Raw genomic sequence first — 22,111 nt, forward strand, 5'->3', positions numbered from 1 at the left:
TCCGGGATGGTGAAACAGATCGCAATCCGGCGTCACCACACTTCACGGCCTGGGCCGGGTGCTCGTTCCATGCGGCCAGGGTTCGACCTCCCGTCGGCGCGGCATACGCCTGGTCCGGCGCACCGCGGGGGCGGGGCGGCGCGTTCACTGTCGTCGGGCGCGGTGCCCGGGGGCCGTGCCACCCGTCCGGAGCACCGGTCACGAGGCTCCCGTTCGGAGCCCTGAGATCACCTAATTCAGCAGGACGGATGGCGCACGTGCCATTCCCACCGCCTGCAAAGACTGTGCTTTGTACCGATTCAGACCTTTACTCCACCCTACTCAGACCACCCCAGAAAAATCTGTCCTCATGCGGCCACATGTAATTCACGACACGGGGCCGCCACCCCTCACGGCCATTTCGTCACACCCGCCGTTCCCGGCCGCGCACCCTTCGCCTTTCCGCCTCTCATAAAGGGGGGTCCGCCGCCCGCAGTCCCGCTGGTCCTGGAGGGAAGCGGCGAGCGCCCCCGCCCCTAGGGGGCGGATTCTCCGGCCGGAGGCGCGGCACACGTCCGGACCGCAAAACATCACACCCCTGAAGCGGAAGGCCCCTCCTCCCCCTTTCTCAGGAAAGCCACATATTCGCTGGTCGCCGCTTTTCCACGGCACACCCGGACGGGGGAGTGATATTCGCCACTCCAGAAAAGCACGAAAAGCGAAAAACCTGCACAAAAACCGACAGAACACGCAGATCGCCTCGCGCCCCACCCCCGGGCCCCGCCCCACAGCGCCCGCCCCGCCCCGGCGGGCACGGCACCGCGTCCCGCCCCCCTCTCCCCCCTGAAATCGGGAAAGGACCGTCCTTCCTCCCCAGCGGCCGGGCGGCCGCCACGGAACACGCCCGCGCCGAGGGACCCGGTCCGCCCCACCCCTAATCCCCACCGAGCCCACCACTCCCTGGGCAGGGGAGCGGCCGCCCTTGCCCGGCCGGACCGCATCGAGGGGGGTAGGGCGCGCGGTTCTAGGGGTGTCGGACGGCCGAGGGGCCTACGTACCCTCGACGCGGCGCACACCAGAGCGGCAGGTACCGGATGGCGCGCGCGCCGCCGACGTGCTCCGCGCCCCGGGCCGGAGAGGAACGGCCCGCAGACGGGGCTCGCCGTCCTATGCGCCGGACGGCGGACCCACCCAGCGGCACAGGACCCGGGTCGACGTGGCCCGGCGGACCGGCGGCGACAGAAGGGAACGCAATGGATCCACTGGCCGAAGCAGTCGTACGGGGCGCGGACCCGGCCGAGCTCGAAAAGACCGACACACCCACCGAGTACACCGCCGCGCACGTCCGCGCCGAGGACGTGGACATGTTCGACGGGGTCGTCGACAAGGACGTGCGCAAGTCGCTGCGGGTCGGCAAGGTCCCGCTGCCGGAGCTGGCCCCCGATGAGGTGCTGGTCGCCGTCATGGCGAGCGCGATCAACTACAACACGGTCTGGTCGGCGATCTTCGAGCCGCTGCCGACCTTCCGTTTCCTGGAGCGGCACGCCCGCCGGGGTGGCTGGGAGGAACGGCACAACCAGCCCTACCACGTCCTGGGCTCAGACGCCGCGGGTGTCGTGGTGCGGACCGGCGCGGGCGTGCGCAACTGGAAGGTCGGCGACCACGTCGTGGCGAGCACGGTCTACGCCGACGGCGAGGAGCCGGCCACGCAGGCGGACGGGATGCTCGGCGCCACCCAGCGCGCCTGGGGGTTTGAGACCAACTTCGGCGGCCTGGCCCACTACACCGTGCTCCGCTCCTCCCAGCTCCTGCGCAAGCCGGCCCATCTGAGCTGGGAGGAGGCCGCCGTCAACCCGCTGTGCGCCGGCACCGCCTACCGGATGCTCGTCAGCGACCGCGGCGCGCGGATCAAGCAGGGGGACGTCGTCCTCATCTGGGGCGCCAGCGGCGGCCTCGGCGCCTACGCGACACAGATGGTCCGCAACGGAGGCGGGATCTCGGTCGGCGTGGTCGGCTCGGGGCGCAAGGCCGAGGCGGCCCGCGCGCTGGGATGCGACGTGGTGATCGACCGCGAGGAGGCGGGGTTGATCACCCGCCCGGACGCCTCGCCGGACCAGGTGCTCGCGACGGGCAAGCGGCTCGGCAAGATCATCCGCAAGGAGGTCGGCGAGGACCCCAGCGTGGTGTTCGAGCACGTCGGCCAGAGCACCTTCGGCGTCTCGGTGTTCGTCGCCGCCCGCGGCGGCACGGTCATCACCTGCGGCTCCAGTACCGGTTACCACCACCAGTTCGACAACCGCTACCTGTGGATGAACCTGAAGCGGATCATCGGCAGCCACGGCGCCAACCTCCAGGAGCAGTGGGAGACCAACCGTCTCCTCGACATGGGCCGGATCGTGCCCGCCCTCACCGATCTGTACCGGTTGGAAGAGGTGGGCGAGGCCGCCCGGCTGGTCCAGCGCAACGGGCACATCGGCAAGGTGGGGGTGCTCGGCCTCGCCCCCGAGCCGGGACTCGGCATCACCGACCCCGAGCGGCGTGCCCGATTCGGCGAGGAGCGGATCACCACGATGCGCTCGTTCGCCACCCGCGGCTGACCCGTCCGCCCAGAGCCCGGCCCCGGCCGAGGCCGGACGCGCCCCGGCGGCGCGTCACCCTCGTCCGGGGCCGTCCCCGTGCCCTTTCCCCGGTCCCCTTTTCAGACGCAACCAGCCACATGCCCCGGCCGGGACGATCGGCCGCCACGACCACGAGGTATCCCATGCCCAGCAGTTTCACCGGACACGTGCTGGACGTTGTCGAACGACACGGCGAGACGCGTTCCTACACGTTCCTGCGCGAGTCCTCCGGTGGGCTCGTCGAGGACACCCTGACCTATGCCGGACTCGACCTGCGCGCCAGGGAACTCGGCGCCCTGCTCTCGGAGAGTCCGGGGGCGGGTTCCCGGGCTCTGCTGCTGTACCCGGCGGGGCTGGGATTCCTGGAGGCGTTCCTCGGCTGCCTGTACTCCGGCGTCGTCGCGGTCCCGATCCCCCTGCCGACCAACCGGGCCAGCCTGGACCGCGTCGCCGGGGTGATCGCCGACTGCTCCGCCGAGATCGTCCTGACGGATTCCACCTGTCACGACGACGTCGTGGAGCGGCTGGCCCAGTCGCCCCCGCCCGGAGGGCCGGTCCCCGTCGTGGCCACCGACCGGCTGGGAGCGGGCCGCGCCGGAGCCTGGCGGATGCCCGCGCTGGGCCCGGACTCCATCGCGTTCCTCCAGTACACCTCCGGTTCGACCAGCGCCCCCAAGGGGGTCATGGTCACCCACGCCAACCTCCTCGCCAACGAGCAGAGCCTGCTGCACATCACCGGGCTGACCGATCAGGGCGGGATGGCCGGCTGGCTGCCGCACTTCCACGACATGGGGCTCATCGGGATGCTGCTGAACCCCCTGTACGCCGGGGCCGACTGCGCCTACCTGAGCCCGCTGGGGTTCATGAAGCACCCGTTCCGGTGGCTGGAGGCCATCACACGTTTGCGCGCCACCTGCACCGTGGCACCCGACTTCGCCTACGGGCTCACCGCCAACCGGGTCACCGACGAGGAGCTGGAACGGCTCGACCTGTCCTCCCTGCGGTCGGCGATCAACGGCGCGGAGCCGGTCCGCGCGCGCACCCTGCGCGCGTTCACGCGGCGCTTCGCCCCGGTGGGGTTTCGCCAGGAGGCGTTCCAGCCCAGCTACGGCCTGGCCGAGGCGACCCTGCTCGTGGCCGGCCCCTCTCTGGAGGAGGAGCCCGTGATCAAGGAGTTCGCCCCGGCCGGCCTGGAGGCGGGTGAGGCCCGCGAGACCGCCCCCGGTACGGGGCTGGCGCTGGTGGCCTGCGGCCGACCGGTGGACCTGGACGTGCGGATCGTGGACCCGCAGACCCACGTGGAACTGGCCGACACGATCGTCGGGGAGATCTGGGTACGGGGCGGCAGCGTCGCCGCGGGGTACTGGAACGCCCCGGAGAAGACCGCGCGGACCTTCCAGGCCACCCTCGTGGGCGAGAACGGGGCGTGGCTGCGTACCGGGGATCTCGGATTCTACGAGGACGGCCGACTCTTCATCGCCGGACGCGTTGATGACATGATCATCGTCAACGGCCGCAACTTCCATCCGCAGGATCTGGAGGATGCGGCTCAGGGCGTGCATCCGGCGTTCACCGCCCAGCCGGCCGCGGCCTTCGCGGTGGAAGCGGGATCGCGGACCCACATCATCCTCGTACAGGAGATCAGGAGGGGCATGGCCCGCGACACGACGATTGAGGAGCTCGCCGAGCGGCTCCGTGCCACTCTGTCCTCATCCTTTGGCCTATCCCGGGTCGGGGTGTGCCTGGTCGCCGGAGGCGTACCGCGCACGACGAGCGGGAAGGTGCAACGGCGCCGCGCCCGCGCGCTGTTCCTGGAGAGCCGCTACCGGGTGTTCGCCACGGCGCTGGACGACACGGTCGAGGCGCTCGTGCGTGCGCAGCGCAGTGAGGACGATGGAACGGCCCGCGTCCCCGCGGAGGTGCGATGATCCCCCAGCAGACGGGCGCGCGTATCGTGGCCCTCGGCCACTACCTGCCCTCGCGCGAGGTCACCAACGACGAACTGGCCCAGCAGATCGACACCACCGACGAGTGGATCAGAACCCGCGTGGGCATCTCCACCCGGCGCGTCGCCGAACCCGATGAGAGCGTCGCCGACATGGCGGTGGCCGCGGCGGCGAAGGCGCTCGCCCGTTCGGGGCTCGACGCGGCAGAGGTCGACCTGGTCACCGTCGCCACCTGCACCGCGATGGAGCGCATGCCCAACATCGCCTCGCGTGTGGCCCGGAGCCTGGACATCCGCGGCGCCGCGGTGTTCGACACCAACGTCGCCTGCTCGGGGTTCTGCTACGCGCTGGCGACCGCCGACCACGCCGTGCAGTGCGGGTCGAGCCGGGCGGCGCTGGTCATCGGCGCCGACAAGATGTCGGACTTCCTCGACTGGCAGGACCGCACGACCTGCGTCCTCTTCGGGGACGGCGCGGGCGCCGCGGTGGTCGCCGCCGGTGGAACGACGCCCGAGCCCGGGATCGGGCCGGTGGTCTGGGGCTCCGAACCCGACCGTGGCGAGGCGATCCGGCTGGAGACCAGCGGGCCGGAGGGGCCGCGCGCCCTGTTCCGTCAGGACGGCCAGACCGTCTACCGATGGACGACCACGACACTGGCCTCCGTCGCGCGCCAGGCGTGCGAACGGGCCGGCGTGCCCCCGGAGGAACTCGCGGGGATCGTCACCCACCAGGCCAACCTGCGCATCATCGATCGGATCGTGGACCGGTTGGGGGCGCACCAGGCCGTCGTCGCCCGGGACGTGGTCGACTCGGGCAACACCTCGGCGGCCAGTGTCCCGATCGCCCTGTCCAAGCTCATCGAACAGGGGGCGCTGCCGACCGGGTCGCCGGTGCTGCTGCTCGGTTTCGGCGCCGGCCTGGCCTACGCGGCCCAGGTCGTCCGCTGCCCATGACCCGTCCCATCCGGCGGCGCGCCGCCACCCGGCGAGACCGAAAGGACGATCGATGACGATACCGGTGTGGGATTACCGGCCGGAACTGGAGGAGGAGCGGGCCGAGATCCACGACGCGGTGGACACGGTGCTCGACTCCGGCCGGCTCGTCCTGGGTGCCAGCCTCCAGGCGTTCGAGCGGGAGTTCGCGGACTACCACGGCGCCGGCCACTGTGTCGGGGTCGACAACGGGACCAATGCGCTGGTGCTGGCGTTGCGGGCGCTGGGGGTGGGCCCCGGTGACGAGGTCATCACCGTGGCGCACACCGCCGTGCCCACCGTGATCGCCATCGACGCGGTGGGCGCCCGCCCGGTCCTGGTGGACGTGCGCGAGGACCATCTGATCGATCCCGGGCAGGTCGCGGCGGCCGTGACCGAGCGGACCCGGGTGGTGCTGCCGGTCCACCTCTACGGCCGGTGCGCCGACATGACGGCCCTGCGCCGGATCGCCGACGAGCACGGCCTGCGGATCGTCGAGGACTGCGCCCAGGCGACCGGCGCCCGCCACGACGGCCACCTCGCCGGGACCCTGGGCGACCTGGCGACCTTCTCCTTCTACCCGACGAAGGTCCTCGGCGGTTTCGGTGATGGCGGAGCCGTCCTCACCGGTGATGCGGGGCTGGCCGAGGAGATCCGGAGCCTGCGGTTCTACGGGATGAAGGAGCGCTACTACACGCTGCGCACCCCCGCCTACAACAGCCGGCTCGACGACCTGCACGCCGAGATCCTGCGCCGCCGGCTGCGCAGGCTCGACGGCTACCTCGCCCGCCGCCGCGCGGTGGCCGCGCGCTACGCCGAGGGCCTGGCGGACACGGGCCTGGTGCTGCCGGACCGCGGCGCGGACGACGAGCACGCCTACCACCTGTACGTGGTGCGCCACCCCGACCGCGACCGGATCGTCGAGGCGGTGCGGGCCGAAGGGGTCGGCGTGGGGATCCACTATCCCTGGCCCGTGCACACCATGACGGGGTTCGCGCACTTGGGGTATGCCGCCGGGTCCCTCCCGGTCACCGAGCGGCTCTCCCGGGAGGTCTTCTCCCTGCCGATGTACCCGACCTTGACCACGGACCAGCAGGACCGGGTGATCGAGGTCCTGCGCAAGGTGGTGTCGGCCGGCTAGGGGGCCGGCGCCAGCACACCGTGGGGGGCGGACGCCTTGGCGTCCGCCCCCCACGGGCGTCTGCACCGTCCTATGCCCCGGCCGGGTCCCGACGGCAACCGCCCCCCTGCTCCGTGGGGCAGGGGGGCGGTCGCGGGCTCCGGGACGGCCGGAGCCCTCCCATCACAGGGAGCGCAGCCAGGTCTCGATCGTGCTCGCCATGGCGGGCGCGCCCTCTTCCAGCATGGTGAGATGGTCGCCGGGGACCTCGGCGAGGGTGTGCTCTTGGGGCCAGGTGGCGCGCCACAGGCCGGAGCGGTTGCGTTCGCCGTCGGGCCCCGAGGGCAACGGGGTGTCGGGCAGGACGCAGAAGGTGGGGGCCTCGACCTCCACCCGCATGGTGTCGCCGGCGACCTCCCGGACCAGCCGGTAGTAACGTCCCATGGCCGCCATCCGGGCGTCGGTGAAGGGGCCGAAACGGTCCTCCCGTTCGAACATCCCCACCAGCATCGAGTCGCCGACCTCGTCGACGATCCTGCTGTCGGGGTAGGTGTCGAGGAGGACGAGCCCCTGGGGGCGGGTCCCCATCCCCTCCAAACGGGAGGCCACGGCGTGCGCGAAGTTGCCCCCGGCGCAGTAGCCGAGGAGCGCGAACGGCTCGTCGCCCGCTGCCGCGCGGATGCTCTCGGCCCACAGACCGATGATCGCCTCGGTGGTCTCCGGCAGGGCGGAGACCGAGGAGAACCCGGGAACCGGCAGCACGTGCAGGTCGCGGACCCCGCGAAAACCCGTGGCGAGCCGCGCGAACTGCGCGGCGCCGCCCAGCGCCATCGGAGTGCTGAAGCAGTACAGGGCGGGGCGGGCCGGGCCGCGGGCCAGGGTGAGCGGGCGCAGGGGCCCACCGGCCTGTGTGTGCTCCCGGAAGGACGGGTAGAGGCCGGCGACCATCTCCAGCATGTCCAGCGCCTCCTGGACCCGGTCGGCGGCCGCGGCCGAACGGAGCAGGAGGCTGAGACCGTCGCCGCGCTGCCCCCCGGCTCGGGTCACCGGGGCCGGGGTCGCGGCCGGGGAGGCGGTCGGCGATCCGGAACCGGCGGGGTGGGCCCCCGAGTTCTCGGGGAGCTTCTCCGCATCGATCAGCTCCTCCAGGTGGCGGGCGAGACCGGCGGGGTCGCGCTCGTCGAAGGCGATGGTCGCGGGCAGCCGGATCCCCAGGGCCTTGGTCAGCCGGTTGCGCAGTTCGACGGTGGTGAGCGAGTCGAAGCCCGCCTCCAGGAAGTCCTGTTCCGGGTCCACGGCCTGCGCGGTACCGTGCCCGAGCACCGCCGCCACGCTCCGGCGGACCAGTGTGAGGACCTCGGCGGAGCGTTCTTGGGGGGTGAGCCCGGCCAGGTGGGTCAGGAGTGCGACGGCGCCGTCGGACTCCTCATCTCCGGGGGCGCTCCCCGTCACCTCCGGAGCGCTGAAGGAGTCCTCCAGCCAGTAACGCCGCCGCTGGAAGGCGTAGGTCGGCAGGTCCGTCGCCAGTATCGGGGCGCCGGAGAGGACGGTGTTCCAGTCCACTGCGACGCCGGCGCAGTGCGCCTGTCCCATCGACTCCAGGAAGCGCTCGGCTCCCCCGTCGTCGCGGCGCAGCGACCCCACCGCGGTCACCTCGCCCGCGGGCCCGCGGGCGGCGATCTCCTGCACCCCCGAGACGAGGACGGGGTGTGCGCTGCACTCCACGAAGACACCGTGGCCATCGGCGAGCAGCGCGTCGACGGCCCCGTGGAAGTCCACGGGCCGGCGGGCGTTGCGGTACCAGTAGTCGGCGGTCAGCTCCGTCCCGTCCAGCCGGCCCCCGGTCACCGTCGAGTAGAAGGGGATCTTCGCGGGGCCGGGGGTGATGTCGGCGAGCTCGGCGAGCAGGGGCTCGCGGATCCGCTCGACCTGCGGCGAGTGGGAGGCCAGCGTCGAGGGGAACAGGCGGGCGCGGATGTCCTCGGCCCGGCACTCCTCGACGAAGCGGGCCAGCAGGTCGGCGTCGCCGGAGACGACCGTCGACGTCGGACCGTTCTTGGCGCTGACGGCGATTCCCTCGCTCCAGGGGGCGATCCGCTTCTCGACCTCGTCGGCGCCCAGGGCGACCGCGGCGAGCGCGCCCTGGCCGGCCAGGTGATCGACGAGCAGGCGGACGCGCCGCTCGGCCACGCGCACCGCCTGGGACAGGGAGAGGACTCCGGCGACATAGGCCGCGGCGACCTCGCCCTGGGAGTGCCCCACGACGGCCAGCGGGCGCACGCCCACCGAGGTCCACAGCTCGGCCAGGGAGACCATGACCGAGAAGGTCAGCAGGGGCAGGACGTCGATACGGTCCATCGGCGTGGCACCGGGGAGGCCGCGCAGGACCGCCTCGGGGTCCCAGTCCACGATCTGCTCGATCTCGGCGAAGCACGCGCGCATCCGGGCGGCGAACACCGGCGAGGTGTCGAGGAGGTCCCGGCCCATGCCGATCCAGTGGGAGCCGTGCCCCGGGAAGACGTAGACCGCGCCGCTGGGCCTGCCCCGCCCGCCAGAGCCGCCCCGCACCGTACGGGCCCCTTCTTCTCCCGTGGCCAAAGCGTCCAGCCGCGCGGTCAGCTCCTCCAGGGAGGAACCGATGACGACGGCCCGCTCCTCCAGCGTCTGCCGGGCGGCGTACAGCGAGGCGGCGATGTCGGCGGGGTCGGCATCGGGGCGGGCGCGGGTGAAGGCGGCCAGCCGCTGCGCCTGCTCGCGCAGCGCGGCGCTGTTCCCGGCCGACAGCGGCAACGGGACGGCCGGGCCCGGGCCGAGCACGGACGTCCGCTGCTCCGCTTCGGACGGCGCGGGCTCCTGGGAGGTATTGGGCTCCTCCGGCGCGGGCGCCTCCTCGATGATCAGGTGGGCGTTGGTGCCGCTGACCCCGAACGAGGAGACGGCGCCCCGGCGCGGGCGGCCGGGGTGGGCCGGCCACGGCCGCGCCTCGGTCAGCACCCTGACCCGGGCCGCGTCCCAGTCGACCTGGGAGGAGAGGGCGGAGACGTGCAGGGTGGCGGGCATGCGCTCCTGGCGCAGCGCCATCACCGTCTTGATCACCCCGGCCACGCCGGCGGCCGCCTGGGTGTGCCCGATGTTGGACTTGAGCGACCCCAGCCACAGCGGCCACTCTTCGGGGCGGTCACCGTAGACCGCTTGGAGGGCCCGGGCCTCGATGGGGTCGCCCAGTTCGGTCCCGGTCCCGTGGGCCTCGACCACGTCGACGTCGGCGGCGGTGAGGCCGGCGTCGGCGAGGGCCTGGCGGATCACCCGCTCCTGCGCGGGACCGCTCGGCGCGGTGAGTCCGTTGCTCGCCCCGTCCTGGTTGACCGCCGAGCCGCGCAGGACCGCCAGCACGGTACGGCCGTTACGGCGCGCGTCCGACAGGCGTTCCAGGACGACCATGCCGACGCCTTCGGCGAAGACGGTGCCGTCGGCTCCCTCGGCGAAGGCCTTGACCCGCCCGTCGGCGGCCAGCCCGCCGAATCGGTGCCCGGTGGTGATGATCTGCGGGGTGGCCATCACGGTGACGCCACCGGCGAGGGCGAGCGTGCTCTCGCCCCGGCGCAGGGAGATGCAGGCCAGGTGGAGGGCGGTGAGGGAGGAGGAGCAGGCGGTGTCCACGGTGAGGGCCGGACCCTCCAGGCCGAGCGTGTAGGCCACGCGCCCCGAGATCACCGACCCCGACGTCCCCGTCCCCAGGAACCCTTCGACCCCTTCGGGGACGGAGGCGGGTTTGACACCGTAGTCGTTGGTGAAGGCCCCGACGAAGACCCCCGTACGCGTCCCCTTGAGGGAACGCGGGGGCAGCCCGGCCCGTTCCAGGACCTCCCAGGACGTCTCCAACAGCAGGCGCTGCTGCGGGTCCATGGCCAGCGCCTCACCCGCGGTGATCCCGAAGAAGCCGGCGTCGAACTGGTCGGCGCCGTCCATGAAACCGCCCGCCAGCGAAGGCGCCCCCTCGTCGGAGGGCTCCAGCTCCCAGCCGCGGTCCCCGGGGGCGGGGACGATCCCCTCGCCTCCGTCGGCGACGAGGCGCCACAGATCCTCGGGGGAGGCGACGCCGCCGGGGAGCCGGCAGGCCATCCCGACGATCGCGATCGGTTCGTGCTCCCGGGCCTGCACGGCGCGTAGCCGCGCCTTGGCCGTCTGGAGGTCCTCCGTCGCCCGCCGCAGGTATGCGAGGAGCTTTTCTTCGTCCGCCACGCGTCCGCCTTCCTCGATAGGCACTGGGAAATCCGGTCCGGGACCGGCCGCTTAGGAGCGCGTCGTGGCACCGGACGACGCCTGGTGCCGGGCGACGAGCGCCTCAAGCTCACGGACGAGGTCCTCCGGGCCGGGCAGCTCCCGCATCTCCTTGGCGATCTGTGCGGCGTTCTCCCGGAAGGAGGGGTCCTCCAGGACCCGGGTCAGCTCGGTGCGCAGGAGGTCGGCGGTGAGGGTGCCGGGGTCCAGGTGCACGCCCGCGCCTCGCGCCGCGATCTGGTCGGCCACCTGGTCCTCGTCGATGAGGTCGTGTGGGATGACGATCTGCGGGATTCCGTTGGACAGGGACGTCGCAACGGTCCCGGTCCCGCCGTGGTGGATGATCGCGGCGCAGGTCTTGAGCAGGAAGTCCAGCGGAACGAACCCGGGCAGGCGGACGTTGTCGGGGACGGTGGCCCCTTCGGGGAGGGCCGCGGGGTCCATCAGCGCGATGACCTCGATGGGCATGTCCGCGACCGCCTCGAAGAAGTCGTCGAGCCCGAAGGTGGTCCGGTCCCCCATGACCTCGCTGGTGGAGAACCCCTTGGTGAGGCAGACGCGCGGGACCTTCGGCTCCTCTTCGGCGAGCCAGGCCGGCAGGGCGCCAGGCCCGTTGTGCGCCACGTAGCGCATGTCGATGTAGCGGTGCTCGGCGGGGATGCGCAGCCACGGCGGCAGGGAGTCGATCGTCGCCTGCCCGAAGATCACGTCCTCGTGGAAGTCGCAGCCGAACCTGCGCAGCTTCGCGGAGATCCACTCGACGACCGGGTCGGCCTCATCGGCGGCCTCGGGGCGTTCGGCGCGCATGCGCAGGTACAGCTCCCGCATCCGGACCCAGTGGTCGCGGCTGATGGTGGTGCGCACGTGCGCGGCACCGCAGGCGCGCGCCGCCACCGCGCCCGGGAAGGTCAGCGTGTCCCAGATGACGAGGTCGGGACGCCAGGACCGGCAGAAGTCGACCAGCCCGTCGTACATGTGGTCCTCGACGGTGCCGTCCAGTGACAGCGGGGACGCCCAGGCCGCCAGGCAGTCGCGAACGTACTCGTAGGTGAGCACCTCGGGGCGCGACTCGGCGAGGCGGAAACCAGAGCCGTAAATCGTCTCCTCGGGCGCGAGCTCGGCCAGGCGCTCGGCCAGGCGCGCCGGTCCGCCGACCGCGACCCCTGTCAGCCCGGTCCGGTCGACCGCGTGCATGATGTCCGGCTGGGCCGCGACCACGACCTCGTGTCCGGCGTTCTTCAGGGCCCACCCGATCGGCACCATGAGGTTGAGGTGGGTTGATGCGGCGATATGGGTGAGGACGACGCGCATGTGGAGCCTCTCAATTCCGGGAGGTCGACGGCCGGGGACGGCCGTTCGCGCCCGCCCGGACGCGCCCGCCCCCGCGGGACGCCGGCCCCGGGCGTTCCCATCGCCGTGGCGGGGACCCGCCGTTCCCGGCCGGCACAGGGCGACACTAATCACGCCCGCCGCGCGCTCCGACCCTTAGGACACCCCTCAAACGCCCCTGCGGCCCGCTGGGCGGGACGCTGCCCCGGCCGCTCCCGCGCCCGCCCCGGCAGCGCGGGGGCGCCCCGACGTGCCGGGCGGGCTCTGGCGCCTGTTCGCCGGATGTCCGGGGAGGAACGGCTTAGGGGCGAGGTAGGGGTTGAGGCGGGCGGAACCCGAAAACTACGGTCGTCCCGCGATGTCCCGGCCCGCACCCCCGTGCACGGCACGACCGTGCCCGGATACGGGCCCGTCCCCGCTCCGGCCGGTGGCGGCCGAGGACCCGCCCTCCCGCCCCCGGCCTTTGGAGCCCGTAGCAGCGATGAAGTACACCGAACTCGCGATCGAAGGGACCCTCCTGGTCACCCCCGACGTCCTCGCCGACGAGCGGGGACGCTTCCTGGAGGAGTTCAACAGCGGATCGTTCGAGGCGCACACCGGCCGCACGCTCCCGGTGGCCCAGCTCAACCTGTCGGTCTCGCACCTGGGCGCGGTCCGGGGGATGCACTCCTACGTGCTGCCGGGCCAGTGCTACTACATGATCTGCGTCCAGGGCGCCGTCCTCGACGTGGTGCTGGACATCCGGGTGGGCTCCCCGACCTTCGGTGAGCACGTGGCCGTCACCTTGGACGCCGACCGGCACCAGGCGATGTACGTCGCCGAGGGACTGGCGCACGGCTTCGCCCCGCTGACCGACGGCGCGACGATCGTCTACCTCGCGACGAGCCTGTGGCGGCCCGGGACGCAGTTCGGGATCAACCCCCTGGACCCGCGGCTCGGCCTGCCGTGGCCGCGGCACGCCGGCCGGGACCCCTTGCTGTCGGAGAAGGACCGCACCGCCCCCTCTCTGGCCGAGGCGCGGGAGCGGGGGATGCTGCCCTCCTATGCGGACTGCCGGCGGATCTACCGGGCCGCGTCCGCCTGACCCCCGCGCCGGGGCCGGCCCGTCTCACTGCCCGGCGCGCTCCCACCAGGAGCGGTGGTCGGCGTACCAGCGGACCGTGTCGGCCAGTCCCCGCTCCAGCGGGACCTCCGGGCGGTAGCCCAGCTCGTCGCTGATCTTGGTGTGGTCGACCGAGTAGCGCAGGTCGTGGCCGGGACGGTCGGCGACCCGGTGTACCAGGGACGCGTCCGCGCCGATGATCTCCAGCAGCTTGCCGAGCAGGTCGCGGTTGGTCAGCTCGGTCCCGCCGCCGATGTTGTACACCTCCCCGGCCCGGCCCTTGGCCGCCACGAGCGCGATACCCCGGCAGTGGTCGTCGACGTGCAGCCAGTCCCGCACGTTCACGCCCTCGCCGTAGAGCGGCACGGGCAGCCCGCGCATCAGGTTGGTGACGGCCTTGGGGATGAACTTCTCGGGGTGCTGGCGCGGTCCGTAGTTGTTGGAGCAGCGGGTGACGCACACGTCCAGGCCGTGGGTGCGGTGGTAGGCCCGCGCGAGCAGATCGGAGGCGGCCTTGGAGGCCGAGTAGGGCGAATTGGGTTCCAGGGGGCGGGTCTCCTCCCACGACCCCTCCGCGATCGAACCGTAGACCTCGTCGGTGGAGACGTGAACGACCCGCCCCACCCCGACCTCCAGCGCGCACTGGAGGAGGGTGTGGGTCCCCACCACGTTGGTCGAGATGAACTCGGCCGATCCGGCGATCGACCGGTCGACGTGGGACTCCGCGGCGAAGTGGACCACCAGGTCCACTCCCCGCAGCAGGCGCGAGAGCAGCGCGGCGTCGGTGACATCGCCGCGCACGAATTCCAGCCGGTCCGGGTCGAGCCCGTCCAGGTTCTCGCGCCGGCCCGCGTAGGTGAGCTTGTCCACGACGGTGACGTGCGCGCCCTCCGTCTGGGGATAGGCCCCCTCCAGCAGGCGGCGCACATAGTTCGACCCGATGAACCCGGCCCCGCCGGTCACGAGGATGCGCATGGCGTCCGTTCCCTTCTCGACTGACCGTCCCGTCCCCTCCGCACCGGTCCACCGCCCTCAGACGTACGGCAGCGCGGGAACGTCACGGAACTCCTGCGCCACGCGCATGACGTAGCGCCCGTACTCCGACTTCGCCAGTTCCTCGCCCAGCCGGTAGCAGGTGTCCGCGTCGATGAACCCCTTGCGCAGCGCGACCTCCTCCAGGCAGGCGATACTCACCCCCTGGCGCTCCTCGATCACCTGCACGTACTGTCCGGCCTGGGTCAGCGACTGGTGCGTCCCGGTGTCCAGCCAGGCGAACCCGCGTCCCAGGTCGACCAGCCTGGCCTTGCCCCGGTCCAGGTAGTTCCGGTTCAGGTCGGTGATCTCCAGTTCACCGCGGGCCGAGGGGCACAGGTTCTTGGCGATGTCCACGACGTCGTTGTCGTAGAAGTAGAGCCCGGTGATGGCCCGGTTGGAGCGCGGCCGGACGGGCTTCTCCTCCAGGGAGATCAGCCGGCCCTGCTCATCGGTCTCGCCGACCCCGTAACGTTCCGGGTCGCTGACCGGATAGCCGAACAGGACGCACCCGTCCACGTCGGCGCTGTTCTCCTCCAGGACCGAGGAGAACGAGGAGCCGTGGAAGATGTTGTCCCCGAGCACCAGGGCCACGGAGTCGGACCCGATGTGCTCGGCCCCGATGGTGAACGCCTCGGGCAGGCCCTTGGGGGTGACCTGGACGGCGTAACTGAGCTCCAGCCCCAGCCGCGAGCCGTCGCCGAGGAGCCGGCGGAACTGGTCGTGGTACTCCGGCGCGCAGATGATCAGGATCTCCCTGATCCCGGCCAGCATGAGCACCGACATCGGGTAGTAGATCATCGGTTTGCCGTGGACCGGCAGCAACTGCTTGGAGACCGCCAGGGTCACCGGATGCAGGCGGGTTCCCGTGCCTCCGGCGAGAATGATGCCCTTCATCGTCGATCACCTGCCTCTCTGTATCTCCGCCCGGAACGCGCGACGCGCGGGGCGGCTGACCACCGGCAGGGGATCCAGGCGAGCCGGGCCGTTCGCGCCCTGGCCGGGCCGTACATGGTGCGGCCAGGTCGAAGCTAGGCGAACGGCTCCGGGCGGACCAGCCCGGGAACGCGACTTAGGGGGGCGAGGGCCGCCTTTGAGGGGTCCGCCCCGCCTCGCGCGGCCCGGTGGGGGCGAGCCGCCGGGCCGCCATCCGGCGCCGGCCGGATTCACGGGTGGGCTAGGGGTTGCCCCGGTTCCCGCGGGGCGGCACAGTTCGATGGGGACCGCCCCCCGCCGCGGGGCGGGGACGGCCGCCCTCCACCGGCTACCCCCTGGACGAGGCATGCCTGAGACCTTCACGACCAGCACCGATCCCGACCTGTGGCTGCGGCGTTTCGCCCCGGACCCCGCCGCACCGGCGCGGGTACTGTTCCTGCCGCACGCCGGCGGCGCCGCCTCCTTCTACCGCCCTTTGTGCAGGGCGCTGGCCGGGGTGGCCGAGGCGATCGCGGTGCAGTATCCGGGACGCCAGGAGCGGCGGCGCGAACCGTGCGTCGAGGACCTGCACCAAATGGCCGACCTGGTGGCGGAGGTCCTGGCGGGCGCGCCCGAGCGGCCGACGGCGCTGTTCGGGCACAGCATGGGCGCGGTCGTCGCGTTCGAGCTGGCGCTGCGCCTGGAGGAACGCGGGGCCGCCCCCGTGGCGCTCTTCGTCTCGGCCCGCCGGGCGCCGTCGCAGTACCGGGTCGAGGATCTGTACCTGCAGAGCGACGAACGGGTGCTGGAGGAGATCCGGCGGCTCGACGGCACCGACACGACGTTTCTGGAGGACGAGGAGCTGGTCCGGCTGATCCTGCCGACCCTGCGATCGGATTACCGGGCCATCGGCACCTACCGCCCCCGGCCGGGGAAGGCGACCTCGGCGCCGATCACCGTCCTGGTCGGCGACAGCGATCCGCGCATGTCGGCGCCCGAGGCGCCACACTGGGCCGGTCACACCTCGGCAGGGATCGACGTGCACTCCTTCCGCGGCGGCCACTTCTACCTGGCCGAGCACGTGGAGCCCGTGGCGGGGCTGATCGGACGCCGGCTGCGTGAGGCGGGGGTACCGGTCCCGGCCGCGCGCTGACCCCGTGGCCGGCGGCGATCCGGTGCCCGTCCGGCCGTGAAACCGGGTTGTGAAGGGCTCGGACTCCCCCTATCCCTAGAGGGATGATCGAGAGCGGAGCCGTCGGCGCGGCCGGGAGGATCGCGGCTCGGGTGGCGACGGGCCGGACCACGGCCGTGGAGGTGGTCGAGACCGCCCTGGAGACCATCGGCTACCGCGATCGGGAGCTGAACGCCTTCCCCGAGGTGTGGGCCGGGCAGGCCGTGGAACGGGCCGCCGCCGTCGACGCCGCCGTGGCCCGGGGCGCGCGTCTTCCCCTGGCCGGGGTGCCCATCGCCGTGAAGGCGTCGGAGGGCACCGGCTCGCTCCAGGCCCGCCGGCTGGTCACGGCCGGCGCCGTCCCCGTGGGCTCGACCTCGGTGCCCGGCCCCGGAACGGAGTGGAAGACCTGGGGGAGGACCCCGCGCGGGCGCACCGTCAACCCGTGGCGGCACGACGTCACCCCTGGAGGCTCATCGGCGGGGTCGGCCGTGGCCGTCGCGGCCGGCATGGTCCCATTGGCGACGGCCAGCGACGGGGCCGGTTCCACCCGGATCCCCGCGGCGTGGTGCGGGGTGGTCGGCTACAAGCCGACCACCGGACTGCTGCCCTCCCGGGATCGGGCGGGCCTGACGGTGGGCGGCCCCATCGCCCGGTCGGTCGCCGACGTAAGGCTGTACCACCGGGTGGCGGCGGGGGCGGAGCCGCGCGCGGCGGCCCGGCGCGTCGCCGGCGCCCTGCGCGTGGCCTGGTCGCCCACGCTCGGGTTCAACGAGGTGGACCCCGAGGTCCTGCGGGTGGCGGGCCGGGCGGTCGAGGCGTGGGCGCGACGGACCGGGACCACGCTGGAGGAGACCGATCCGCGCGTGCGCGACCCGGCGGCGAGCTGGTTCGCCCGACGGGCCGCGGGAGGCGGCCCGGGCTCCGCCGACGGGCGCGACCGGGCGGCCCTCGACGCTCTCTTCGGCTCCTTCGACCTGCTGGCCACCCCGACCACACCGAACCTCGCGCACGGCCACGACGGTCCCGGGACGACGATGAGCGTCGGCTTGACCTGGCTGTTCAACATCACCGGGCATCCGGCGATCAGTCTGCCCGCGGGTGTGTCCCGCGACGGCCTGCCGGTGGGCGTGCAGCTGGTCGCCGCCCACCACGACGATGGCCTGCTGCTGTCGGCCGCGGCGGAGTACGAGGCCCACGTGCCCTGGCCGGCCCCGCCGACCTGACTCGGGTCTCTCCGGCGCCAAGGCCACGCGGCCGCGCCGGCGGCCGCCTCCTGCTCACCGGCCGTATCCGGCCGTGCGCCTTCCTCTTCCCGGCCCGATACGCGGTGCCCATCGCGCCGCGCGTCCTCTCGGACGAGCCCGCAGCCGGACGGCTTCCGGCGTTGGAGGCCCACCTCCTGTTCGCCGCGATCTCGCGGGCCGGCCTGCCCCTCATGCGTCACCGGTTCGGTGAGGCGGGACCCCTGTGGGTGCGGCTCCTGGTGGCGGCCATCCGCTCCCACCAGGAGGCGGGGAACGCGGCCATGGTCTGTGACCTGGCGCAGTGGCTGCGCGGCACTTCGGTCTCCCTTCCCCCCTTCGCCCGGCTCGGCCAGGAGGCCCAGCGCGCCTTCGACGAGGGTGACGCCCTGGTCAGCCGGCGCGGGCCCCGCCGGAAGCCAGCGGCTCCTCCTCGACCAGGCCGTGCTCGGTCAGCTCCCAATAGTGGCGCCGGCTGGGCCTGGCCAGCTGGATGACGGCCTTGTAGGCCGCGATGCTCATCAACGCCCAGTAGAACGGGAGCGCGAGCATCGTGCGCACGGCGCCGTGGATCCCCCGCTCCATACAGCCCGCCATGTGCCCGTAGAGCAGCAGGAGGTTGCCCCCGACCATCGTCACCATGCCCAGGTACAGGACCGGCCGGGGGAAGAGCGGGGCGATCGGGTCGGGGCCGACGACGAGGTAGGTGGCCGTCAACGTCCAAAAGACCGGGTTGACCAGCGCCGCGAAGGTCGGGAAGCCGACCGTCAGGTGGAAGGAGAGGAACCCCGATGTGCCGAGTTCGCGCCACAGCCGGACCGGAGAGCGCATGTGGACCAGCCAGGTCTGCAGATACCCCTTGATCCAGCGACTGCGCTGGCGGATCCAGTTGCCCAGCCGGCTGTTGGCCTCCTCCTCGGTGACCGAGGCCATCATCCGCACCCCCCATCCCCGACGGGCGATGCGCACCCCCAGGTCGGCGTCCTCGGTGACGTTGTGCGCGTCCCAGCCGCCCAGCTCCAGCAGGGCGTCGGTCCGGAAGTGGTTGGAGGTCCCACCCAGCGGGATGGGCAGCCGGTACCGGTCCAGGCCGGGAAGGAACAGGCTGAAGTTGAGGGCGTACTCCGCGGCGAAACAGCGGGTGAGCCAGTTGGTCCAGGGGTTCCAGTACTGGAGCTCGGCCTGGACGCACACCACCCAGCCGGGCAGGGAGCGAAACGCCGCCACGGCCTTGCGGAGCTGATCGGGTTCGGGCCGGTCCTCGGCGTCGTAGATGACGCAGAACTCGCCCCGGGCCTGGGCCAGGCCGACATTGCACGCCTTCGGCTTGGTCCTCGGCCGCCCCGGTGGGATGAGCACCGTCTCGAAGACCGGCGACAGGACCTCGGGGATCGCGGCCCGGGTCTCCTCGTCGTCCTCCTCGACCAGGAGCAGGACCTGCAACCGTTCGAGCGGGTAGTCCAGGGCGGCGAGCCGCTCCAGCAGCGAGGGGAGCACCCTCCCCTCGCGGTAGAGGGGGACGAGGACCGTGTAGTCGGGAAGGTCGGTGTGCGCAGGCAGGTCGACGGCGCGGAACCGGATCACGTGCGCCCCGTCGGACCCGTAGACCATCAGCAGTTTGAAGACGAGGACCGCGGTGTAGACGACGGTGATGGCGGCGAGCAGCGCCGTGGCCACCGCCGTGGCGCCGTACAGGAACAGACAGGCGACGAGCACCACCAGCCCGGCCGCGGCCGTCACCCGCTGCCCCCCGCTGAGCAGGGTGCGCGCGCCCGCATCGGGGACGGCGCCGTCGGGGTGTTCCGCCACCGGGGACATCACGCCTCCCTCAACCGGTAGACGACCCGGTCGGCGTCCTCGTAGACGAGCGAGTAGTCGCGGAGCCGCGACGTCTCGTCCAGCGCCGACCACACGCGATCGGGGGCGCCCGGGGTGCGCCGCATGTGCACCCAGCGGATGTCGTTGGCCCGCGGGTCGGCCAGGGCAGGCTCCCACCTGCGGTAGCTGCCCTCGTAGACGATCTGGTGGACCGGCAGCCGCGAGTGGAACATGACGGTCTCGTTGCCGAACGACTCCATGAGGACCCGCCCGCCGTCGTAGTTGTCGCGCAGCCAGGCGGCCGTGCGCGCGGCGGCCTGTTCGGCGGGCGCGGAGCTGAACTGCTGGGCTTCGCGCAGGACCACGACGTCGCCGTCGCCGACCGCTCCCATGAGGCTCATCGCCGCGGCGGCGCCGCCGACGAGGGCGCCCACCACCCGGCGGGTCACCGCCACCCGGGTACGCAGCACCTCCGCCGCCAGGCAGCCGGTGAACAGCGCGATCGGCAGGAGCATGACCAGCGCGAAGCGCACGTTGTAGAGGTCCCCGGTGATCTCCTCGACGTGCAGGGGCCGTTGTCCCGAGTAGAGGGCGAGGACGAAGAACGGGGGGAAGACCAGCAGCGCCAGGGGGGCGACGCCGCGCCGCCGCACCAGGTGGACGACCAGGCCGGCGACGGCGAGGAAGGGCAGGATGCCGCCCGCGACCCCCATGATCGCGTACAGGTAGGTCATGGTCGAGGTCGCCCAGTCGCCGACCGTCGCCTCCTGGTCGGACACCCACAGCGAGGGTTTGGCGTAGTCGCCGTTCTGGAAGAAGAGGGGGTCGCCGAAGATGACGGCGTTCCACAGCACCCAGCCCACGGCGCCGGCGCAACCCACCAGGCCGAAGAAGATCACGTTGGCCTCGGTGCGGCGCAGCCGCTGGCCGACCGGTGACCGTCGCCATTCGACGTGGGCGACGATGACCGCGACCGCCAGGGCGAACACCCACGTCTCATAGCGGGTGAGGGTGGCCAGCAGGGTCGCGACGGCCGTGGCGGTCAGGTTCCGGTGGCCGCCGGTACGGCACCACACGGTCAGGTGGTGGGTGGCCGCGGCGACACAGGCGATCATCAGCAGCTCGGTCATCGGGGTGCTCTGGAGGTAGAGCACCCCGGGGCAGCCGGCGAAGACCAGGCCGGCGATCAGCGCCGCCCCCCGGTCACCGGTGAGCAGCGCGGCGGTCTTGTAGAGGTAGCGGGTGGCGACGACGTAGGAGGCCATCGATATCAGCGAGGCCGCGAACCCCGACAGATACCAGGAGTCCAACCAGACGAACGGCAGCGCCAACAAGTGGGGCAGCGGCAGCCACACGCCGCCGAGCTGGGCCAGCCCCGGAGTGGGGGAGTCCACGACCCTGCGGGCGATGAGCAGGTGCGAGATCGCGTCGGGATAGGCGAGGGTGAGGGGAAGGAAGTGGACGTAGGCCAGCACCGACAGCAGCAGCGCTCCGGTGGTGAGAGCGGCCAGGGCGGGATCACGGGGGCGCACCAGACGGCCGGCCACGCCCGCCCGGGCGAGCTCGCCCCAGATCGCGACCATCCCGACGAGGGAACGCCAGATCACACCCAGGTCGGCCCCTGTCTGCTCGCCGTGGGTGCGGGGATGGTGCTCCACCGGCCGCTGTACGATCCTGGCACCCACGGCACGCAGCTTGGCGACGAGCTCGGGCGAGACTGCGGCGGCCTCGCCGCGCAGGTCGACCCTTTCCAGCACGCTGCGGCGCACCAGCTTGTAGGCGCAGTCGACGTCACGCGCCCGGGTGCGCAGCAGCAGCCGGTTCAGCCCCGTCCACAGCGCGCCGTTGACCCTGCGGTGCAGGGGGTCGGCCCGGCGGGCGCGGTAGCCGATGACGGCGTCGGCCCGTTCCCTCGCGGCCGTCCGCAGGAAGCCGAGGAGAGCGTCGGCACGGTACTGGCCGTCGGAGTCGGTCAGGAGGACCCACGAGGCCCGGGTCCGGTCCAGGGCCGCGCGGACACCGCTGCGCACGGCCGCCCCGTAGCCGCGGTCCTCCTCGTGCCGGACGACCTCGACCCGGCCGGGGAAGCACGTCGCGGGTTCCTCCGCGTCCCGTCGCGTCGCGGCTGCCGTCGTCGACCACGACGACCCGGTGGGGCTCGCCGGCCCTCTCAAGGGGGCGGAGCAGGTCCTCCACGACCGCTTCGAGGTTCTCGGCCTCGTCGTAAGCCGGCATCACCACAGCGACACCCACTGAACCCCCTCCGTGAGGGCGGAAACGAAAGAACGCCGGGTTCCCGGCGGGTTCCCGGGGAGCGCACGGCATCGGCTGTTCCACGACTCGCGGGAAACACGCGTCCGCGTTCCCGGAGAAGAATTGCGAAATGAACGGGAATCACGACCCGGGAAACCGAATAACCCCAGGTAAGCACACCCGCATCGCCCCGCATCGCATTTGGGGACCGCGACACGTGAATTGCCATCCATCCGGTTCACGAGGAGCGCGACACCGGAATAAGCGGCGGCTGACGGGATGCCGGAAACTTCGCTCCCTACAGGCCGATTCGCCCTCTCCCTTCTCCATGG

At 72.4% G+C, this 22,111-nt stretch carries 13 protein-coding genes and 1 pseudogene; 7 read left to right on the plus strand and 7 right to left on the minus strand.

What is annotated here, in order from left to right; all coding sequences use genetic code 11:
- Positions 1 to 1,232: 1,232 nt before the first annotated feature.
- The 4 genes from ccrA to B5D66_RS11700 all read left to right on the plus strand — a co-directional run bounded on the left by ccrA (position 1,233) and on the right by B5D66_RS11700 (position 6,655).
- Complete coding sequence (gene ccrA / locus B5D66_RS11685) at positions 1,233 to 2,576, plus strand: crotonyl-CoA carboxylase/reductase (protein WP_078761740.1); 1,344 nt, start codon at positions 1,233 to 1,235, stop codon at positions 2,574 to 2,576.
- Between the two features lie 164 nt (positions 2,577 to 2,740).
- Positions 2,741 to 4,525, plus strand: a complete 1,785-nt coding sequence (locus B5D66_RS11690) for a fatty acyl-AMP ligase (RefSeq protein WP_078761741.1) — start codon at positions 2,741 to 2,743, stop codon at positions 4,523 to 4,525.
- Positions 4,522 to 5,496, plus strand: a complete 975-nt coding sequence (locus B5D66_RS11695; protein ID WP_078761742.1) for a beta-ketoacyl-ACP synthase III — start codon at positions 4,522 to 4,524, stop codon at positions 5,494 to 5,496. The genes B5D66_RS11690 and B5D66_RS11695 overlap by 4 nt, the downstream gene beginning before the upstream one ends.
- 52 nt (positions 5,497 to 5,548) lie before the next feature.
- Complete coding sequence (locus tag B5D66_RS11700; RefSeq protein ID WP_078761743.1) at positions 5,549 to 6,655, plus strand: DegT/DnrJ/EryC1/StrS family aminotransferase; 1,107 nt, start codon at positions 5,549 to 5,551, stop codon at positions 6,653 to 6,655.
- Positions 6,656 to 6,817: 162 nt separating this feature from the next.
- Here B5D66_RS11700 and B5D66_RS11705 read toward each other — a convergent pair whose 3' ends face one another.
- Together B5D66_RS11705 and B5D66_RS11710 are read right to left on the minus strand one after the other, a co-directional pair.
- The gene (locus B5D66_RS11705) at positions 6,818 to 10,876 is read right to left on the minus strand and encodes a type I polyketide synthase (RefSeq protein ID WP_159457256.1); all 4,059 of its coding nucleotides are present in this window, start codon (positions 10,874 to 10,876) and stop codon (positions 6,818 to 6,820) included.
- A gap of 51 nt (positions 10,877 to 10,927) precedes the next feature.
- A complete protein-coding gene (locus tag B5D66_RS11710; RefSeq protein WP_078761745.1) occupies positions 10,928 to 12,226 on the minus strand; it encodes an activator-dependent family glycosyltransferase in 1,299 nt (432 codons plus the stop codon).
- Positions 12,227 to 12,725: 499 nt separating this feature from the next.
- Here B5D66_RS11710 and B5D66_RS11715 point away from each other — a divergent pair, with 499 nt between their 5' ends.
- Complete coding sequence (locus B5D66_RS11715; protein WP_078761746.1) at positions 12,726 to 13,328, plus strand: dTDP-4-dehydrorhamnose 3,5-epimerase family protein; 603 nt, start codon at positions 12,726 to 12,728, stop codon at positions 13,326 to 13,328.
- Between the two features lie 24 nt (positions 13,329 to 13,352).
- Here B5D66_RS11715 and rfbB read toward each other — a convergent pair whose 3' ends face one another.
- Positions 13,353 to 14,321: a dTDP-glucose 4,6-dehydratase gene (gene rfbB / locus B5D66_RS11720; RefSeq protein WP_078761747.1), complete on the minus strand. Its 969-nt coding sequence runs from the start codon at positions 14,319 to 14,321 to the stop codon at positions 13,353 to 13,355.
- 57 nt (positions 14,322 to 14,378) lie between these two features.
- The gene (gene rfbA, locus B5D66_RS11725) at positions 14,379 to 15,275 is read right to left on the minus strand and encodes a glucose-1-phosphate thymidylyltransferase RfbA (protein ID WP_078761748.1); all 897 of its coding nucleotides are present in this window, start codon (positions 15,273 to 15,275) and stop codon (positions 14,379 to 14,381) included.
- A 385-nt stretch (positions 15,276 to 15,660) separates the two neighbouring features.
- Here rfbA and B5D66_RS11730 point away from each other — a divergent pair, with 385 nt between their 5' ends.
- Positions 15,661 to 16,446, plus strand: coding sequence for a thioesterase II family protein (locus B5D66_RS11730; RefSeq protein WP_078761749.1), 786 nt, complete (start codon positions 15,661 to 15,663; stop codon positions 16,444 to 16,446).
- Positions 16,447 to 16,529: 83 nt separating this feature from the next.
- Positions 16,530 to 17,690, plus strand: a complete 1,161-nt coding sequence (locus B5D66_RS11735; protein WP_078761750.1) for an amidase — start codon at positions 16,530 to 16,532, stop codon at positions 17,688 to 17,690.
- 411 nt (positions 17,691 to 18,101) lie between these two features.
- Here the strand turns inward: B5D66_RS11735 and B5D66_RS11740 are convergent, their stop codons facing one another.
- The 3 genes and pseudogenes from B5D66_RS11740 to B5D66_RS26470 all read right to left on the minus strand — a co-directional run.
- Positions 18,102 to 19,526, minus strand: coding sequence for a glycosyltransferase family 2 protein (locus B5D66_RS11740; RefSeq protein ID WP_078761751.1), 1,425 nt, complete (start codon positions 19,524 to 19,526; stop codon positions 18,102 to 18,104).
- The gene (locus tag B5D66_RS26320; protein ID WP_200813622.1) at positions 19,526 to 21,700 is read right to left on the minus strand and encodes a glycosyltransferase; all 2,175 of its coding nucleotides are present in this window, start codon (positions 21,698 to 21,700) and stop codon (positions 19,526 to 19,528) included. The genes B5D66_RS11740 and B5D66_RS26320 overlap by 1 nt, the downstream gene beginning before the upstream one ends.
- A pseudogene (locus tag B5D66_RS26470) lies at positions 21,696 to 21,851 on the minus strand (hypothetical protein); the annotation flags it as partial. The pseudogene B5D66_RS26470 and the gene B5D66_RS26320, both read right to left, overlap by 5 nt.
- Positions 21,852 to 22,111 lie beyond the last annotated feature (260 nt).

It is taken from the genome of Marinactinospora thermotolerans DSM 45154, from assembly GCF_900167435.1.
GTDB classification, from domain to species: domain Bacteria; phylum Actinomycetota; class Actinomycetes; order Streptosporangiales; family Streptosporangiaceae; genus Marinactinospora; species Marinactinospora thermotolerans.

Bases quoted from the DNA above. Each gene is read 5' to 3' on its own strand.
- ccrA (WP_078761740.1), top strand. From the start codon at position 1,233: ATGGATCCACTGGCCGAAGCAGTCGTACGGGGCGCGGACCCGGCCGAG.
- B5D66_RS11690 (WP_078761741.1), top strand. From the start codon at position 2,741: ATGCCCAGCAGTTTCACCGGACACGTGCTGGACGTTGTCGAACGACAC.
- B5D66_RS11695 (WP_078761742.1), top strand. From the start codon at position 4,522: ATGATCCCCCAGCAGACGGGCGCGCGTATCGTGGCCCTCGGCCACTAC.
- B5D66_RS11700 (WP_078761743.1), top strand. From the start codon at position 5,549: ATGACGATACCGGTGTGGGATTACCGGCCGGAACTGGAGGAGGAGCGG.
- B5D66_RS11710 (WP_078761745.1), bottom strand. From the start codon at position 12,226: ATGCGCGTCGTCCTCACCCATATCGCCGCATCAACCCACCTCAACCTC.
- B5D66_RS11715 (WP_078761746.1), top strand. From the start codon at position 12,726: ATGAAGTACACCGAACTCGCGATCGAAGGGACCCTCCTGGTCACCCCC.
- rfbB (WP_078761747.1), bottom strand. From the start codon at position 14,321: ATGCGCATCCTCGTGACCGGCGGGGCCGGGTTCATCGGGTCGAACTAT.
- rfbA (WP_078761748.1), bottom strand. From the start codon at position 15,275: ATGAAGGGCATCATTCTCGCCGGAGGCACGGGAACCCGCCTGCATCCG.
- B5D66_RS11730 (WP_078761749.1), top strand. From the start codon at position 15,661: ATGCCTGAGACCTTCACGACCAGCACCGATCCCGACCTGTGGCTGCGG.
- B5D66_RS11735 (WP_078761750.1), top strand. From the start codon at position 16,530: ATGATCGAGAGCGGAGCCGTCGGCGCGGCCGGGAGGATCGCGGCTCGG.
- B5D66_RS11740 (WP_078761751.1), bottom strand. From the start codon at position 19,526: ATGTCCCCGGTGGCGGAACACCCCGACGGCGCCGTCCCCGATGCGGGC.